Source organism: Staphylococcus sp. ZWU0021, assembly GCF_000798895.1.
In the GTDB taxonomy this organism is placed as follows: Bacteria; Bacillota; Bacilli; order Staphylococcales; family Staphylococcaceae; genus Staphylococcus; species Staphylococcus saprophyticus.
Window position 1 is genome coordinate 1 of the sequence record NZ_JTLN01000010.1, and the last position, 18,808, is coordinate 18,808.

An 18,808-nucleotide genomic window follows, 5' to 3' on the forward strand; every position below is an offset into this window, starting at 1 on the left:
TACTTCAATTGGTGCACATAATGGTTTAATTATTAAAAATAGAGAGTCTGTAGAAATAGCACAACACATTGATTACATCATGATGGATAAAACTGGGACACTTACTGAAGGTAACTTTTCAGTGAATCACTATGAAAGTTTTACGAACGAGCTAAATAATGAAGAAATATTGAGTCTATTTACTTCATTAGAAAGTAACTCTAATCATCCACTTGCCACTGGTATTGTTGATTTTGCTAAAGGCAAAAATATTTCATATGCTACTCCTCAAGAAGTTAATAATATTCCAGGTGTAGGATTAGAAGGCACAGTTGATAATAAAAAACTCAAAATAGTGAATGTTTCTTATCTCGATAAAAGCAATTTTGATTATAATAAAGAACAATTTACGAATCTCGCTCAACAAGGGAATTCTATTAGTTATCTAATTCATGACCGACAAGTTATTGGTATTATCGCACAAGGCGACAAAATTAAAGAAAGTTCAAAACAAATGGTTTCGGATTTATTATCGAGAAACATTACGCCAGTCATGCTTACAGGCGATAATAAAGAAGTGGCACAAACAGTGGCTGAAGAATTAGGTATTAGTGATGTCCACGCGCAATTGATGCCCGAAGATAAAGAAAGTATTATCCAAGATTATCAAAGCAATGGTAGCAAAATCATGATGGTTGGTGATGGTATCAATGATGCGCCAAGCCTTATTAGAGCAGATATTGGTATGGCAATTGGCGCAGGGACAGATGTAGCTGTTGAATCGGGGGATGTCATACTCGTTAAAAGTAATCCTTCTGATATTATCAATTTTTTGTCCCTTTCAAAAAATACGATGAAAAAAATGGTTCAAAATTTATGGTGGGGCGCAGGATATAACGTGATTGCAGTTCCTCTTGCAGCTGGTATATTAGCTTCTATTGGTTTAATATTATCACCTGCTGTGGGTGCAATACTTATGTCTTTAAGTACGATCATCGTAGCAATTAATGCATTTACATTAAAATTAAAATAAAAGAGGTAAATATAATGTATAAAAAAATGTTCACAATTTTAATTACGTTATTTTCTATAATGTTTATGGTTCCTAATGATACTTTTGCAGAAGGTAAGCACAACATGATGGACATGAAAGAAAATGATCAAAAGCGAAATGATATGATGGATATGAAAAATCATGACGAAAGAAAAAATTTGAATTCTTCACAAGGAAAAAATGAAATAACATTTCCCAAAGTTTTAGAGCCTAAAAAAGATAACAATGGTTATAAAAGTTATACATTAAAAGCGCAGAAAGGAAAGACAGAATTTTACAAAGGTAATTTCTCTAACACTTTAGGATACAATGGAAATTTACTTGGGCCAACTTTAAAATTAAAAAAAGGAGATAAGGTTAAAATTAAGTTAGTCAACAACTTAGATGAAAATACAACATTTCATTGGCATGGGTTAGAAATAGATGGAAAAGTGGATGGAGGCCCTTCTCAAGTTATAAAACCAGGAAAAGAAAAAACAATAAAATTTGAGGTTAAACAAGAGGCTTCTACATTATGGTATCATCCCCATCCCTCCCCAAATACAGCTAAACAAGTTTATAATGGTTTATCAGGGTTATTATATATAGCGGATGACAAAAAGAATAATTATCCTAGCAATTATGGGAAAAATGATTTGCCTATAATAATCCAAGATAAAACATTTGTATCTAAAAAATTAAATTATACAAAAACGAAAGATGAAGATGGTACTCAAGGTGATACAGTCCTTGTGAATGGGAAAGTAGATCCTAAATTAACAACAAAAGAAGGAAAAATACGTTTGAGACTTTTAAATGGCTCCAATGCTCGGGATTTAAATCTTAAGCTAAGTAATAATCAAAGTTTTGAATACATTGCTTCAGAAGGCGGCCATTTAGAAAAGACTAAAAAGTTAAAAGAAATTAATTTAGCTCCTTCAGCAAGAAAAGAAATAGTAATAGATTTATCTAAAATGAAAGAAGAAAAAGTCAATCTTGTTGATAATGATGAAACAGTAATTTTACCAATTATTAACAAAGAAAAAAGTACTAACAAAGACACTACTCCAAAAGTAGATAAAAAAATCAAATTAGAAGGTATGGACGATAATGTTACTATTAATGGCAAAAAATTCGATCCTAACAGAATAGATTTCACACAAAAGGTAAACCGGAAAGAAACTTGGGAAATTGAAAACGTCAAAGATAAAATGGGTGGTATGAAGCACCCATTCCATATCCACGGAACGCAATTTAAAGTTTTATCAGTGGATGGGAAGAAACCTCCAGAAGATATGAGAGGTAAAAAAGACGTTATATCTCTGGAACCTGGACAAAAAGCCAAAATAGAAGTGGTTTTTAAAAATACTGGGACATACATGTTCCATTGTCACATACTTGAGCATGAAGATAATGGAATGATGGGACAAATAAAAGTAACAAAATAATTTATAAGGAGAATTCAATATGATGAAAAAATTGAGCTCAATTATAGTAGCTTCAGGATTAGTATTATCAGCTTGTTCAACTGGTAACGAAGAAGAAGAAAATTCTAAAGATCAAAAACAAGAAAAACATATGAATCATAAGAGTGAAAGTAAAGCCCCAGATAATATGAAAAGTACAGATGACAGTAAATATAAAAAGGACGATAAAATAACAATTACAGCTGATCATATGCCTGGTATGAAAAATGCCAAAGGTACTGTGAAAGGTGCTTATAAAACGTATGCTTATGTCGTGAGTTACACACCTACAAATGGTGATGAAAAAGTTAATAATCACAAATGGGTCGTTAATGAGGAAGTTGCAGATGCCCCTGAAAATGGATTCAAGAAAGGTGATACAGTTAAATTAGAAGCTGACCATATGCCTGGTATGAAAGGTGCAGAAGCTCAAATTGATGATGTAGAAAAAACAACCGTTTATATGGTGGATTATAAATCAACAGAAAACGATGAGATGGTTAAAAATCATAAATGGATGACAACTGACGAACTAAAATCTCGTTAATGTCTATCATTTTAAAGCTTTAAAGTATTTAGTTAGTTATTCACAAATGCAATATGAACTCCCTTTGTTAAGTAGACAAGCAAACAAATAAAATTTATGGCTACTCTCATTATCGTGGATATGAGAGTAGCCATTTGTATAGAAAAATCAGGAGTTATTTTTGTTTTTTGCAATTTAACAAGTAAAATTACTGCAATATAAAACGGAAAGTGACAGTTTTTGCCCTCTCTTTTTCTATATTTTTCTCAATAACGAACGTTTTAAAAGTTGATATGAATTATTATATTTTAGTCACTAACTTAAATTTTACAAAAGGCAAATTATTGTCTATTTCATAGTGTAACTAATTTAAAATCTTTACCATAGTCTCAATTGCATATTCATTACCTGTTTCCTTAATACAATCGATAATATAAATTAAAGTATTCTTTATTGGAAAATTCCATTTTTTCTCCAACACTACCTATGCAAATGATATAATTCTTGCCAGAATATTGAAGGCTCTTTGCTATGGGTTCTTTCTCCAAACTTAGTATGACTCGTAATTTTATTAGACATTAGTAAATAACAAACACGTTTAGCTCGTGTTAAACAAACAAAGAATAGGCGACGGTCTTCTTTAAGCTTTTCAGGATCGTCTATATTTCTATAATAAGGAAAATTCCCTTCTTCCATCCCCAGCATTACTACGACTTCAAATTCAAGTCCTTTGGAACTATGACGAGTAGAAAGAGTTACTTGATTATTGGGTGCATCTAATAAAGAGAACTCTTTCAAGTTATAATTAGCTAAATCTTTTTCTTTTATAGAGTCAATAAAATGATTAATAATTTCTACTTCACTAGAATATCGAGATGAACTACTAACTTTTGTAATAAGATTGAGTTCAGAAATTATAAATCTTAGCCAACTTTCCAAACTTTCTTTATGTTGCGCACTTTCTTTAAGAAGACTCCATAAAAAAATTCTTTCTTTTGTAATATTTTCATCTTTAATCCATGTATCTTTGCTTGAGAGTAACTTCATCCAGAACCCAATCAATTCTTTAAAAGATATTGATTTGCTATCGACAACCCATGCAGCACAATCTTTTAACCACATAATGATTTTACTTTTTAGAAAATTTGAATTAGCTTTATAATACGGAATCTGATTTGCTTCCATTATTGCGCTTAACTCACTAATTTCCGATTGTGCTCTCAGAAGTATACAAACTTCATTTAAAGGTATTCCCTCTCGTTTCACTTTAGGTATTATTTTATCAACGACGTACTGAAACTGATCACTCATATTGTGGTTACATCTAATAAAATGAAACTCTGCTTTTTCTCCTATTCTGGTCCCAGCTCTATAATTGCGCTCCTCAGCATTCAATGCAATTTTTGAAGCCTCTATAATATCTTGATTACTACGATAATTTGTTCTCAGATGCACAGAAGAAAACTGCGAATGTTCATTGAGTTCCAATAGGTAATTCGGCAACGCACCTTGAAAAGAGTATATTGACTGATCTGGATCACCCACAGTAAAGAACTTAATTTTTGTAGTAGCACTAAGTGTTAGAATTATTTCATGCAAGGGCTTTCCTAAATCTTGGTACTCATCTACAAGTATCCAAGGAAACTTAGCCTCTAGGCATTTTCTTACATATTCATAATTTTCAATCAAATTAGTGGCACATTTAATTATTTTTTCAAAATCACATTTCCCACATGCTTTTAATTCTTTCTCATATTCTATCGCTGCTTGAAGCGCAATATTATATGAGGGAGTTTCCACTGTACTAGCGTTACCAATTGACTGTGTTCTTTCTTTATCCATATCTGAAAGCTTTAATCTTGATCTATTGATTTCCAATTTATCTTTTATACTATTAAACAATTCCTCCTTATCCTTTGGAGAAATTATATTAATTGGTTGTGGTATTTCATCAGCACATAGATAACTAAAAGGTACAATTACTTCGGAAATACAAAAAGAATGAACTGTATCTAAAATAACATTGGCTCTTTTCTGATAACCAAGTTTTATTAGTCTTTTAGTAAATTCTTTAGCAGATTCATTACTATAAGTTATACAAGCTAATCCACGAGGGACAGCAATTTCATTGTTTAATAATTGTAAAATCTTCAGCGTAAGTATGGTGGTTTTCCCGCTACCAGGTCCGGCTATAACAACTGTATTTTTGGTTGAATTATAAGCTTCCCATTGTTCTTTGTCACATCTTATTTGTTCAATTTTTTCATAAAATAAATTATTCATAGTTTACATACTTTCTCAGAAATACTTTGAATTGCTTCCTTAATATAGTCAGGAATGTGCTGTTCTTCGCACTCCATAGATAATGCTTGCGCGAATCTTCCTTTTCCTATTTGAGAGTGTCTACTTTCTATTTTTCTTAAACACGTTACAAAGTCGTATTCTATAAGTGAATTTTTAAAGTTCATCTTTTGTTGTTCTCCACCTTGGGTCAATTCTTTAAAGAGTTCATGAAAAACATCGAGATCTTTTTCTTTTTTTGGTTGAGACATCATATCGATTTCCAGTGTATATACTCCCACATAGTATCCGTAATCTGAAAAAATTTTTTTTTGCTTAATACTGTCATCAGGGATTTCTTCATTATTTAAATACCCTAAATCTATCAGGATTTTTTTAATTCTATCATACCCATCATACCCAAAATTTTCGTGACTATCTTGCCACATAGACCCAAATATTTTTTCTTTTTTTTCATTATGATAATAATAATCTCCATCTGTAATCACCACGAAAGGAACTCCCAGTGCTTCAAGAAACTGCACATATGGTTTAAAGTTTGTAGAGTTAATATTGCAGCAGATTATACCTTCTTTATCTAAAGAATATCCAAGAAGTTCCGCAAACTTTGGAATCAGATACTCTTCAGCCATACCTTCTACTAGTACAACACCTTTACCAAAGTAAATTTCTCCTTTCTTAATATCTACATATCGTTCCAAGTCTTTCTTATCTCTCTGATTTAATTCAAGAGAAGCAGTTGTTTTAACTGTAGTTCCTACTTCAGCACTTCGCAAGTGAACAATAGAGTTAATTGGTGAAACAGAGGTGATATAAGGAGAATGTGTAGTCATTAAAACAGATGTGTTTTTTTTCATCACATCTTTATAAATGATTCTTTGTAATGAAGGATGTAAATGGGACTCTGGTTCTTCAATAGCTAATATAGTAACACCTTTTCCAGTAGACATATTTCTATCCATGAAATCATAAAGAAGGTTATTATTTTCTTCTGAAATATCATTATTCAGTATGTAATTTCCTTTGTCATTCTCCTGATAAAATTCACCTAGTATTTCGCTTTCTTCTTCCTCAATAAGGTTCATGTATGCTTCTTTTTTTAAGATTGAAGGTATTGTTTTATCTTCTAAAGATAATAAAATCAAAGAAATATATAGTATATTATTCAAACCTAAACTAGTATCACTAGTCGGTCTTTTACCTTTACCTATCATCAACTTCAAAGTGCTTAATATCCTATTCGGGTCATAATTTATAGTACTTAAAGAAATATCTGCATCAACTTGATTACCTATGGTATTAATGAATCGTTGATTTATTTTCTCTGTTAAATCAACTAACTCATCAATAGAAAGTACTTCATCACTTTTTTCTTTTAACCCTGAAGCTATACTTTCCAATTCTTCTTTCTTAATATCATAATCTTTAAGTAACAAATTTATAGGTGATTTCTTAGTATTTCTCATTTCTGACTCTACGTCTCTAATTGCATTAATAACTTTTATATTTAAATATCGCCTATGGTAGTGTGTGAAGGCAATATCTTCTTGCTTGCCTTGGTATATACGGTATTCATACTTATATGTACCATCTGGGTTCTGAATGGCATAATAATGATAAGTAAAGCGAAGTGTTGGCGGGGAATCACTTACTGTGGCGTCACTTAATGTAGCAAGTAATACTCTATTATGACTATAACCCCTAATATCAATTGTAATTTCGACTTCTTCTCCTGTCTCCAGTGGCGAGTCAAGCCCGTCATAAAAATCTGTCTCTACCAGATATCTATCTTCATCAGAAAGATTCGGGTCAAGAATAAGTTGGATTGCTCTCAAGAAGTTTGTTTTTCCAACGTTATTTTCTCCAATAATCACTTGTTTATGATCCAAATTCACATCCACATTTTTGAAATTTCTAAAGTTTTTTATTTTCACCCTTGATATATATGGTGCATTAAACGTATACACATCATTACCTCCTGTTAATTTATGGTGTTCTATTTCGAACCAGCATTTCACCGAGCTTAGGTATCATTTTATTTTTAATATACCCCTACCATATTAAAAACATGCTCTTGTCTATAACCACTGTCCAAAAAGTTTACATAATAGGCCATTATCAGAATCTAAACGAACATTTTTTGTAAGAATCCTTGCTTACGTAATTTCAACTCATCAATTTTTTGGCTTTGCTTATTAATTACCTCATCTAATTTACTAAAGAAATCACCAATTTTTTCTTGTTCTTCTAAACAAGGGATTTTAGTTTCATAATTTAAAAAGTCTTCTGGTTTAACTGCCATTCTCTCATATACTGTGCCTTCTTCATATTTTCTAACTCGGTTTATAAAATCATTTCGAGTCACTAGTAATTCAATAAATAATGATGAATGTGCATTATTTACCTCAAATGTAATATAGATAGGTGAAAAAATTACTGAACCAATATGATTTCTAGTAATTACCCCAAATTTTAAATTTGCAGGATTATAGCATATATCATTCATTATAGTAACTTTATATTTTTTGTTTTTATCTTTTACTAAAAAGTCTCTGTTATATCTATCAGACTTTAATGAAATACCACTAGTTGATAATGTAGCATGTGGGTAATTTCCTATTTTACTAGCATATTCTTTTCTTTCACTTAAAATATCCTTTAATTTTATTACTTCCCATTCTGGATATTCATTTCCATTTTTATCTTTAAATCTTAATTCTTGAGAAAAAATCTTTTGCATATATCCCTTTTTCTGTTCTTCTAACTTAGCTAACTTTTGTTCCTCTAATTCAATTTGTCGGTCAAGTTTGCTGAAAAAATCACCGATTTTTCGTTGTTCACTATTTTTTACAGGAAACTTTATTTTTAATTTTTTAATATCATTATTGTAAAGATGTACGACAGATTTACCTTGAGCATATTTACTAAGATTACTTTTATTTTTTCCATTTATAGACAAAGATATAAACTTTCCATCATATTTTTGGACAGGTGTTAACACATTGATATCTCCACCAAGTAGCATATCTTCTGTTGTATTTATGACAGCTGCAGTGGCAATATCTAATGGAGTTTCTCCTGAAGATGGTATTAACACTTGATTTTTCTTACCTTTAACTAAATTTTTGGTATCTAATAAAGTTTTACTTTTAATTTTATTTATAATAAAGTCGTAAGTAGTATATAATTCGCCGTACAGTATACAAGATGTTCCATCTTTAGAAAGGTCATTTTTAGAAATTCCTTTCCCCTTTGAAAAAGTACTCACTTCATCTAATATCTTCTCTTCCCACTCTTCACTAAACTCTGGAAATCTTAATTCAGGTACATTTTTCACTTCATTAGTCATGCTTTAACACTCCTAATTCTTTGAGATAATTATTAATTTCTTGTTCTACTTCGACAATTTCATCATCAATTTGATTTAAGTCTTTTTGAACTTGTTCTAAATCAATTGGTTCTTCTTCTTCAAATGTATCGACATATCTTGGAATATTAAGGTTATAGTCGTTTTCTGCAATTTCTTCTAAACTTGCCGCATAACTATATTTATCTAATGTTTCACGGTTTTTATACGTTTCAACGATTTTTTCAACATCTTCGGTTGTTAAATGGTTTTGATTTTTACCTTTTTCAAATGATTGCGATGCATCAATAAATAACACATTTTCATCATCTTCACGACATTTTTTAAAGACGAGTATACTCGTTGGTATCGATGTCCCGAAGAATAAGTTGGATGGTAAACCAATGACCGCATCTAAATAGTTTTTTTCTTTAATTAAGTACTGACGAATGACACCTTCAGCTGCACCACGGAATAACACACCATGAGGGAGAACCACTGCCATTGTGCCATTATCGTCTAAGTGATAAATCATGTGTTGAATGAATGCAAAATCAGCTTTAGATTTAGGTGCTAATTTCCCATAACTACTAAAGCGTGGGTCTTCTAAGAATTGTGGGTCCGAACTCCATTTCGCACTATAAGGAGGGTTCGCCACAACAGCCTCAAAACGTTCGTCTGATATTGCCGGATCTTCTATCGTATCCCCATTTTCAATTTTAAAATTCGCATAGTTTACATCATGTAACAACATGTTCATACGTGCTAAGTTGTATGTTGTACTGTTGTACTCTTGACCATAGTATTGACGTACATTGGCTTCACGGCCAACACGAAGGAGTAATGATCCCGATCCACATGTAGGGTCATAAACACTTTTAAGGTCTTTTTTATTGGCTGTTACAATTTTGGCTAAAATTGTTGAAACTTGTTGGGGTGTATAGAATTCTCCAGCTTTTTTACCTGAACTTGCTGCGAATTGACCAATTAAGTATTCATAAGCATCACCTAACATATCAATCTCCATATCACTATGAACAAAGGGTAAAGTAGATATCTTCATCATTACTTTTGAAATCAATTTTGTACGTGCAGCATTAGAGTTACCCAAACGTGAAGAATTAAGGTCTAAATCATCAAATAAGTGAATAAAGTCATCTTCACTATCGTGACCCCGTGTAGAATTTTCTATGTTTTTAATCGCATTACTCAGGTCTTCCATTTCAAAAACTTGTTTCTCAATTTTTTTAACTAAGTGACTAAATAGATATTGGGGTTCAATCACATAACCGATACGTGAAATAAATTCTTGTTCTAAGACGGGTCTATAATCTTCATCTGCCATCCCCGTTTCATAATCTATATTGTCTTCAGCTAAGAGTATTTGTGCTTGTTCTTCAATTTTTTCACTTAAGAAACGATAAAAAATCATACCTAAGATATAGTTTTTAAACTCGTTGGCATCCATATTGCCACGTAAGTCATCAGCGATGGACCATAGATTTTTTTGTAATTCAGCTTGTTGTTGGCGTTGTTTTTCCGTAATAGACATTTAATTGTCCTCCTTGAATAAAGTGTTAGATAAGAATTGTTTTTTTAATCGACTTTGTCTTTGTTTTAATACGTTTAATTGTTTTTCTTTAATACCAATTTGCCCAATCAACCGTTGTCGTTCAATGGAAGGCAAGGTAATATAGAGTGATTTTAACTGTTGATGGGTTAGTTTTTTTATTGTTGAGCCACCCTGCATATATTGCTTATATTGTGATTGTACCTCTGGTGCTAGTTGAAACCAATAGACTAAAAAAGCAGGTTCCAATAAGTCTGAAGTAACTTCAATTTTTGTATAGTTATAAGGTAAAATTGAACCATCGTGTCTTGCGCTCACTAAGGTGCACTCACCTGTCATCATACTTATGACAATATCATCTTTACGTACAACGGTTGCTCTTGATGAATCTTTTAATTTGATGACTCTAGGTTGATATGTATCATCTATGGTTAACCCTAAATCTATATCTAACATATTTTGATCATATATCTTATAACGATTCCCCAGTTCGCTCTCATCAACTTCTAAGCGCTGTATTAATGTGCCACTTTGATAATTAACATAATCTTTTAACATACCAAACCTCCTGTAGTTATGTTTTTCTACAAAACAAATATAGCATGACTTCAAAATAAAAACAAGTGTAGTTTTAAAAAACTACACTTGTTTTACATTAAACACTATATTTTTTAACCATATCTTTGATAAATGATTTAACACGCTTTATTTTTTTCGTACGTATTAAAAGACCACCAGAAACGCCTTCTTCAATTAAGTTATTATTTAAATGACCACTAAATTCAAATTCCTTAACTAACGATTTCAATAATTCTAACGGATAATCTGTTTCCTCAGAAAATTGTTCCAGCTCTCCGACCTTCACTTTAGATTCATAATTATAATAAGCATCATCAATTGAATCACCTTCATTTAAGTTCGGTACGACTTTATCTAGGAATGTTCGAATTAAATCGGATTTCAATCTCAATTGGTCATCGTCAGCTTTATCAAGCACTTTACGAATCTCTTTAATGTCTTTTTCTTGTTGTTCTGTATTACTTAAATCAATTTGATTTAATAAATCTAAAATATACTGAACATTAATCAAATCATTTCGTAAAATCTCAATATTAAAATCAATATTGTCTAATATAGATTCTCCCTCTGCAATTTCTTTATCAGGTCGCATCACTTTATCATAGATATCTAAATATTTACCTTTATAATCTTCATATGTTTGTTCATCAATCCCTAACGTTTCTTTATCAAATGCAAATTCATCAAACGTTTTTAACTTTTGCATATGCTTCGCTAACTCGCGATATGCGATTACAAAATCACGCTGATCTTCTTCTCTTTCTAATTGGTCTACGGCTTGAGGTGTTTCAGCTAATTCAAATAGTTCAATCAGAGCCTGTTTAAATTTCGTTAAGTACGCTTGGAACGATAAGCTCAATACCGTATCTGTATTGTCTGTTTTAGAGAAAAGCTCAATAGCCTCATCCGTTTTTTCTTTTAAGTTTCTATAAGCAACAATATTGCCATAGGGTTTCGTTGGCTCTTCCACACGATTGGTACGTGAGTAGGCTTGAATAAGCGTATGATGCTGTAAATTACGATCAACATATAACGTATTCAATTTTTTACTATCAAAGCCTGTTAAGAACATATCGACAACAATAAGAATATCTAATTTTTGATCGGGTAATCCTTTTTTGACACGGTTTGATACATCATTGAAGTAACCATCAAACGTATCCGTTGAGAAATTTTTATCAAAGGTCTCATTATACGTTTGAATGATACCTTCTAATATATCTCTTCTTGTTTGTTCATCCATCGTATCATCTATGTCTTCATTATCTTGATAACTGAATATTGTCGTGACATTAAAATTATGTACACCTTGTTTCTTCAATTTTTGGAAAACACGATAATATTGAATTGCCATTGGAATACTTTGAACGGTCAACATACTTGTGTACATTTGATCACGTGTTTTTTTATTATGATTCGCAATAATATGTTCTGCTACTTTTTGAACCCGTTCGTCTGCCATCCATATTTCAGCTTCATTAATTTTATTAACATAACCATCTTCGATAATTTTTTCACTACGGTCAAACGTATTCATATATTCAACAGAAAAACCTAGCACGTTACCATCTCTAATCGCATCTTTGATTAGATAATGGTGTAGACATTCTCCAAAAATATCCGCAGTCGCGCGTCCATCTTGACTCGCATTCTCTTCAAATCTAGGTGTCCCTGTAAAACCAAAGTATTGGGCGTTTCCGAAATGTTGTCTGATAATACGGTGCATTGAACCAAATTGTGTTCGATGGCATTCGTCAATAATGAAAACGACTTTATCTTCTTTATAACGTTCCATTACTGGATGTCCTGATTTAATCGCATTATCCATTTTTTGAATCGTCGTAATAATTAGTTTCCGTGTAGGATCAGCCATTTGTTTGAGTAACTTTTTAGTATTGAACGTCCTATCAACAGAATCTGACTCAAACTTATTAAATTCCCCTAAAGTTTGACCATCTAGGTCTTTGCGATCGACTAAGAATATCACTTTCTTAATATCTGATTCTTGCGCTAATATTTGACTCGCTTTAAACGATGTGAGGGTTTTACCACTCCCTGTCGTATGCCAAATATAACCATTGTTATTTGTTTCTATAGCACGATTTAACAAAGCCTCTACAGCATAGACTTGATATGGTCTTAAGGCCATTAATATTTTATCTGTTTCATTAATAATCATATAACGGCTAATCATTTTAGCAATATGGCAAGGTTCTAAAAAAGATTCGATGAAGTCTTTAAGGACATTAATGCGCTCATTTTTTTCATCGCTCCAGTAGAACATATGACTTTTCATGATTTTTTGATCGCTATTCGCGTAGTAGCGCGTTTCCATTTTATTACTCACTACAAACATTTGTATGAATCTAAATAGCCCAGTATAGTTTTGACGACGATAGCGTTCAATTTGATTAAAAGCTTCTGTAATCGCAACACCACTACGTTTAAGTTCAATTTGAACCAAAGGTAATCCATTAATTAAAACAGTTACATCATAACGACTTTTGTGTGTATCATTCACGCTTACCTGATTTGTGACTTGAAATGTATTTTGACACCACTTTTTTATATTCATTAAGCTAAGATAAACTTTTGTTTCATCGTCACGTTCTAGTACATATTTATCTCTTAATATTTGAGCACTTTCAAATACGCTTTTATCACTGATATCAATCATGATACGTTTAAACTCACTATCTGATATAGGCGTACCCTCTAATTTATCTGCATTTCGTTCATTTAAAATACGTCTGAAATTCTCTTTTAATTGTGTTTCGTTACGCAATGATACACGCTCATACCCCAAATCTTGTAGCTGTTTAACTACATTTTCTTCTAAATCATATTCACTTTGGTATCCCAATTTAATCGCTCCACCCTATTAAATTTAAGTATAATTAAATATTAACATATCAGAAATTAAATAGATGTTAACTAATCATTTTCTGTTATATGATTTTTATGTATTAATTTATGATTATAAAAAGACTCCTTTTAAATAAGGAGTCTTTTAACTGATATAAAATAACAGTTATCTAAATGAAAAATCGGTTTTCAATCACTACTTAAATTTCGAGTTCTACCGTAGTTTAAGTAGAATATTGTGACCTAATTTATTTGTTTCTTAAAATTGCAATATCAATGTGTCGTATAACGTTTTATTTATTAATATAATCCTTTTAACTCGTTACTTGTATCAATAAATATATTTTTAACTTGTTGATAATTACTTAAGGCTTCTTTATATGTTTCGCGGCCAATTCCTGATTTTTTATAACCACCAAACGGCGCGCCTTCTGGTACTTGGTTATATGTGTTAATCCAAATGCGGCCTGTTTTTACAGCTTTCGCAATGTTTAATGCGCGTGTAATATCTTGAGAGAATACGCCTCCTGCTAAACCATACTCAGAATCATTAGCAATTTTAATTGCTTCTTCGTCATCTTTTACTTTTATAATTGTTAAAACAGGACCAAAAATTTCTTCTTGAGCTAATTTATCAGCATTATCTTTAACAGCGATTAATGTTGGTTCTAGGAAGTAACCACTATCTAAACCATCGTTAGTAATACGTTTACCCCCTGTGAGAATTTCAGCATTAGATTGTTCTGCATAAGTGATATAAGATTGGATTTTTTCCATTTGTTCTTGGCTTGTTTGACTACCCATTTGTGTTTTTTCATCTAATGGATCGCCTATTTTAATATTTGAAAAGGCCTCTTTTAGACGTGAAATTAATTTATCATATATACCTTCCTGAACCAACAAACGAGATCCAGCACTACAAACTTCCCCTTGGTTAAATAAAATTCCAAGTTGTATACCTTCAACTGCTAAATCTAAATTAGCATCATCTAAGATAATATTGGCACTTTTACCGCCGAGTTCTAAAGTAGCTGGTACAATACGTTTTGCTCCGGCTTCAGCAACTTGATAGCCCACATTTGTTGAACCTGTAAACGAAAGTTTGTTAACACCTTCATGATTAAAAATAGCATTGCCTGATTCTGAACCTTTACCTGTTACTACATTGACTACACCTTTAGGTAAAATTTCTTGGAAAATTTTAGCAACTTCCAATAAACTTAAGGGTGTTGAGGAAGAAGGTTGAATAACAATTGTATTACCTGCTGCAATTGCTGGTGCTATTTTCCAAGATGCTAATAACATCGGGAAGTTCCAAGCTACGACTGCCCCTACGACACCAATTGGTTCGTGGCGAATGATGCTCATTGTGTCTTTATCTATATCATTGACAGAACCTTCATGTGTTTCAATAACGCTTGCAAAATAATTAAAATGTCTTGCAGCGTATGGTATGTCAATACCTGAGGTTTCACGGATTGGTTTACCATTATTTAAGGTTTCGATTGTTGCAATTTTTTCTTTATTTTCCATCATTTTATTACTAATTTGTCTTAATAAATTAGCACGTTCTGTTTTAGATGTTAAACTCCATGATTCAAATGCCTCTTGAGCTGCTGCTACAGCTGTATCTACATCTTTTTCATTAGCTTTGGTAATATGTGATAATGTTTCTCCTGTCGCTGGATTTTTAACTTCTAGTGTTTCATCACTATGCCCTTTCACAAATTCTCCGTTTATAAACAAACCATAATTCTCATCCAAATAATTTTTAATATCTACTGTCATTTGAATCTCTCCTTTGTTTTAAAACTTCTTGTGGCTTAGTTATCTTATTGTTACTTTAGTATAACTTATATGGTAATACTTATTAAATTTTTCAACTGTTAACTATTTTGATTTGAAAAAGCTTGAGCTACTTTATTTAATTTTTCTGGTGCATCATTTACATCCATGTGAACTTCAATAAAATGCATTTTATTTGGCGTATCATTAATTTCATTTAATACCTTTTTAACTCTGAACTAGTTGTGACGTTATTTGTTTTAACATCATTATAAAGTGCTGTTTTACCATGAATCTTACGATCAATTTTATAACCATCATTGTTAATGATAAATATAACAGGAATTAAATGTTCACTAATAATTGTTGATAAGGCTTGTACAGTTAATTGTAATGCATCTTCACCGATTAATAACACATTTCTACGATGTTTATCTGCAATTTTTATACCAAGGGTGGCTGGTAGTGTATATCCAATTGAGCCGCATAATAAATTTATTATCTTTATATAATATTAATATTTAATTAAAATATATAAATTCTTCATAAGGCAAATTAAAATAATGTCCTAACACTTCTGCTTCTATTTCTGTAGGAGTTTTTTCTCCCTTTTCAAATTGCGATAATCTTTTTTCATCAAATGATAAGTCAGAAATTTTATTTAATTCATCTTTAAGTTGTTTAAGTGTTAGCTCATGTCTTTTTCTTAAATTAATTAATATATCCATTTATACTCTCTCCTGTTTTATAGTAAATATGAATACACCTTTGATTGCATAAAAAGTTATTTTTAGACTTATGCAAGTCTCAAGACTATCATTTCTGATTTTAAATATATGAATCATATATTTAATCACATCATCTTATACGCATATCTAAATTTAAAACTACAGTTAGAAATATTTCTAACTGTAGTAAGTGTGTAATTAAAAAGTTGTATGGGGAGCTTTATTTTATTAATACCTTTAATTTATCTAAATTAAACCTAAATTTACATAATCGATGATTATCAGAAGTTCTAGCATAAAAAAGCACTACAAGTTCATGAGCTTGTAGCGCTTTTTATTGTGTTAATTACCAAACAACCGACTCCAGAAACCTTTTTTAGGTGGTTTTTCTTCCTTATCTTCGTATTCATTATCTATTTCTTCGAATTGTTTATCGTCTATTGTGGATGGTTCTTCATTGAGGTTTTCATTCTCTTTCTCTTCAGGTATATCTTTATGCTGCACCTCTGTAGGCTGTTTCCATTCTTGTTGTTGATCAGTATCTTTAGACTCTCCAGTAAATGTTGCTTCTTGTACATTAACATTTTGTCTCTCATTAACAGACGTATCAAAAGAATAATTAAGTCGTCTTTCTTCCTCTAATTGATCTTCTAATTTTTTTATCTTTTTATTACTTTCTAATGCTAATACTTGTTGATTTTCAAGCAATTTCGACCTTTCTTGCAACTCTTTTCTGTAAAATTCAATTGTTGTTTCATGACGACTTTCTTGCTTTTCAATTTGATTATTCAAAGTATCAATCTGGTTTTTAAGAATCTCCACTATTTGAGCATCAGTTTTAGATTCAACGTCAATATTATCTGGGTCTTTTTTTTGTTTACTTTCAGCAACATTTTCAAATCCATATTTCTTCTTATTTTCATTTACTCTTTGAACTATTTTTTCTATGTCGCTATCTTCTTTAATAAACGAAGTGTTTTCCTGTTTTATTGTTTCTATATTCAATCTTTTAATATTATTAAAAATTGTTTGCTTACTAACTTCTAATTCTTCACTCAAAGCTTTCACGCTTCTCATATCATCAACCCTTTATAAAATGTTTATCAACCCTTTATAAAACAGTATAAACTCATAAAGCTTGATAATAAAATAATTACAATATTAAAAACGGTTCCCGTCAATCGTTTCATCAAAGGTTCATAAAAGGTTGATGGTTTTTATCAAAGGTTTATAAAGGGTTTGTAAACCTTTGATAAGCCTGCATTTTCCCTTTTATAAGGTTGTTCAAAGTGATATAATAACCTTAACATGACAAAACCCCAACTACTGGTAATAGTCGGGGTTTGGTGATAAAACGTTGCAGCACGTTTATAAATCTTTTGATATCTGTATTATATACAACTATATCATCAAAGTGCAAGCAGAAAATTTATGTGTTCTTGTAATGTTTTATTACCTCTATCCAAAACTTTAATAGGAAAGGGGTTTTTATTATGCCTAGAAAAAATATAAAAAATCAAGCCAATCAAAATTTCTATATGCTACATAAAGTTTTATTTATCAACGAAAAATATAAAAAGCTAAGTGATAGTGCTAAAGTTACCTATGCAATTCTTAATGATAGAGTTAGTTTATCTATTAAAAATAATTGGATAGATCAAAATGGAGATATATACTTTATTTTTACTAATGAAAATCTTCAAGAAGTGTTAGATAAAAGTAAAAATACAATAACTAAAATAAAAAAAGAGTTACAAGAGGTTGGTTTACTGGAACAAGTTAAAACCGGGTTTAATCGACCGAACAAACTATATCTTCATGAAATAGAAACGAATATAACTATTGAAAAAGAAATACAAAATAGTACTTCGAACGATGACGAATCGAGTAATATCAAGGACTCCCAAATAATGGGACTCCAGAATCCCAAACAATGGGACTCCAGAATCCCAAATGATGGGACTCCAGAATCCCAAAACTTAGACCCTAATGATACTGAATTTAGTAATACTAATTATATAGAGACTGAGAACAATGATAAGAATGATTTGAATGATACATCTAACAATATTTCTGAAAACGCTCATTCGAATCATACAAATCATCAACAAACTGAATTTAATAATGATGCCTTAAAATTCCAAGTGCTTGAAGAATTGCCACAACAAATCAAAGATTACTTAAGTAATTTTGAAATTAGAGAAATTCGTATTATTAAAAGTGTTTTACTTAAAGGAAAAAAATCATTTAATAATGCTCATGATACATATTACCGTTTAGAAGACGTGGAGTTCGAACTTGTCAGTGTCTTAAAACGATTTAAAGCGATGTTGCTACAGAAAAATGAAACGGTTGAAGCTATGCAGGGTTATTTGATGCAATCGATTAAAGCTGAACTTGAAGAAATACATGCACTGTATATGCGCCGTCAAAACATGACTAAGTACAATATCTTTAACGAATAATTCAAATGATCTTACAGCAATCAAAGAAACCTCTAAATATTCGGTTAAGTCATCTGGTTTTTTAACTGATGTTGACGAAAAAATCAAGAAATTGTAAATGACTTAGAAAAAGGTTTATATCGAAAACGTATGTTGAGTTATGGTGGTTTGCTTAAACAAAAACAT

The 18,808-nt window shown here is 31.1% G+C and carries 13 protein-coding genes and 2 pseudogenes; 5 read left to right on the forward strand and 10 right to left on the reverse strand.

Going from position 1 to position 18,808, the window contains the following annotated elements; translation table 11 throughout:
• The 3 genes and pseudogenes from copB to L987_RS03700 form a co-directional block, all read left to right on the forward strand.
• Window positions 1-1,012 (forward strand): annotated as a pseudogene (gene copB / locus L987_RS03690) (copper-translocating P-type ATPase CopB); the annotation flags it as partial.
• Between the two features lie 14 nt (window positions 1,013-1,026).
• Window positions 1,027-2,460 carry a multi-copper oxidase Mco gene (gene mco / locus L987_RS03695; RefSeq protein ID WP_047503053.1) on the forward strand — a complete coding sequence of 478 codons (1,434 nt, stop codon included), beginning with the start codon at window positions 1,027-1,029 and terminating at the stop codon, window positions 2,458-2,460.
• Between the two features lie 19 nt (window positions 2,461-2,479).
• The gene (locus L987_RS03700) at window positions 2,480-3,025 is read left to right on the forward strand and encodes a YdhK family protein (protein ID WP_002510756.1); all 546 of its coding nucleotides are present in this window, start codon (window positions 2,480-2,482) and stop codon (window positions 3,023-3,025) included.
• A gap of 459 nt (window positions 3,026-3,484) precedes the next feature.
• Here L987_RS03700 and L987_RS03705 read toward each other — a convergent pair whose 3' ends face one another.
• The 10 genes from L987_RS03705 to L987_RS03750 form a co-directional block, all read right to left on the reverse strand.
• A complete protein-coding gene (locus tag L987_RS03705; protein WP_047503056.1) occupies window positions 3,485-5,287 on the reverse strand; it encodes an ATP-dependent helicase in 1,803 nt (600 codons plus the stop codon).
• Window positions 5,284-7,272, reverse strand: coding sequence for an ATP-dependent nuclease (locus L987_RS03710; RefSeq protein ID WP_047503058.1), 1,989 nt, complete (start codon window positions 7,270-7,272; stop codon window positions 5,284-5,286). The genes L987_RS03705 and L987_RS03710 overlap by 4 nt, the downstream gene beginning before the upstream one ends.
• Window positions 7,273-7,430: 158 nt before the next feature.
• Entirely contained in the window at window positions 7,431-8,654 is a 1,224-nt protein-coding gene (locus L987_RS03715; RefSeq protein WP_047503060.1) for a restriction endonuclease subunit S, read from the reverse strand.
• Window positions 8,647-10,203: a type I restriction-modification system subunit M gene (locus tag L987_RS03720; protein ID WP_047503062.1), complete on the reverse strand. Its 1,557-nt coding sequence runs from the start codon at window positions 10,201-10,203 to the stop codon at window positions 8,647-8,649. The genes L987_RS03715 and L987_RS03720 overlap by 8 nt, the downstream gene beginning before the upstream one ends.
• Window positions 10,204-10,779: a restriction endonuclease subunit S gene (locus tag L987_RS03725; protein WP_047503064.1), complete on the reverse strand. Its 576-nt coding sequence runs from the start codon at window positions 10,777-10,779 to the stop codon at window positions 10,204-10,206.
• A gap of 97 nt (window positions 10,780-10,876) precedes the next feature.
• Window positions 10,877-13,663, reverse strand: coding sequence for a type I restriction endonuclease subunit R (locus L987_RS03730; protein WP_047503066.1), 2,787 nt, complete (start codon window positions 13,661-13,663; stop codon window positions 10,877-10,879).
• A 302-nt stretch (window positions 13,664-13,965) separates the two neighbouring features.
• Window positions 13,966-15,453: an aldehyde dehydrogenase family protein gene (locus tag L987_RS03735; protein ID WP_002508616.1), complete on the reverse strand. Its 1,488-nt coding sequence runs from the start codon at window positions 15,451-15,453 to the stop codon at window positions 13,966-13,968.
• A gap of 214 nt (window positions 15,454-15,667) precedes the next feature.
• Window positions 15,668-15,958, reverse strand: a complete 291-nt coding sequence (locus L987_RS14075) for a thiamine pyrophosphate-dependent enzyme (protein ID WP_331454255.1) — start codon at window positions 15,956-15,958, stop codon at window positions 15,668-15,670.
• A gap of 13 nt (window positions 15,959-15,971) precedes the next feature.
• A complete protein-coding gene (locus L987_RS03745) occupies window positions 15,972-16,178 on the reverse strand; it encodes a helix-turn-helix domain-containing protein (RefSeq protein WP_047503071.1) in 207 nt (68 codons plus the stop codon).
• A 342-nt stretch (window positions 16,179-16,520) separates the two neighbouring features.
• A complete protein-coding gene (locus L987_RS03750) occupies window positions 16,521-17,255 on the reverse strand; it encodes a DUF536 domain-containing protein (RefSeq protein ID WP_047503073.1) in 735 nt (244 codons plus the stop codon).
• A gap of 416 nt (window positions 17,256-17,671) precedes the next feature.
• On the opposite strand from L987_RS03750, the gene L987_RS03755 reads away from it, so the two are divergent.
• Window positions 17,672-18,643: a replication initiator protein A gene (locus tag L987_RS03755; protein ID WP_047503075.1), complete on the forward strand. Its 972-nt coding sequence runs from the start codon at window positions 17,672-17,674 to the stop codon at window positions 18,641-18,643.
• A 16-nt stretch (window positions 18,644-18,659) separates the two neighbouring features.
• Window positions 18,660-18,808: pseudogene (locus L987_RS14080) on the forward strand (protein rep); the annotation flags it as partial.

What these genes read in the sequence shown, in the direction of transcription:
- mco (WP_047503053.1), top strand. Translation starts at nt 1,027, where the DNA reads ATGTATAAAAAAATGTTCACAATTTTAATTACGTTATTTTCTATAATG.
- L987_RS03700 (WP_002510756.1), top strand. Translation starts at nt 2,480, where the DNA reads ATGATGAAAAAATTGAGCTCAATTATAGTAGCTTCAGGATTAGTATTA.
- L987_RS03705 (WP_047503056.1), bottom strand. Translation starts at nt 5,287, where the DNA reads ATGAATAATTTATTTTATGAAAAAATTGAACAAATAAGATGTGACAAA.
- L987_RS03715 (WP_047503060.1), bottom strand. Translation starts at nt 8,654, where the DNA reads ATGACTAATGAAGTGAAAAATGTACCTGAATTAAGATTTCCAGAGTTT.
- L987_RS03720 (WP_047503062.1), bottom strand. Translation starts at nt 10,203, where the DNA reads ATGTCTATTACGGAAAAACAACGCCAACAACAAGCTGAATTACAAAAA.
- L987_RS03725 (WP_047503064.1), bottom strand. Translation starts at nt 10,779, where the DNA reads ATGTTAAAAGATTATGTTAATTATCAAAGTGGCACATTAATACAGCGC.
- L987_RS03735 (WP_002508616.1), bottom strand. Translation starts at nt 15,453, where the DNA reads ATGACAGTAGATATTAAAAATTATTTGGATGAGAATTATGGTTTGTTT.
- L987_RS03745 (WP_047503071.1), bottom strand. Translation starts at nt 16,178, where the DNA reads ATGGATATATTAATTAATTTAAGAAAAAGACATGAGCTAACACTTAAA.
- L987_RS03750 (WP_047503073.1), bottom strand. Translation starts at nt 17,255, where the DNA reads ATGAGAAGCGTGAAAGCTTTGAGTGAAGAATTAGAAGTTAGTAAGCAA.
- L987_RS03755 (WP_047503075.1), top strand. Translation starts at nt 17,672, where the DNA reads ATGCCTAGAAAAAATATAAAAAATCAAGCCAATCAAAATTTCTATATG.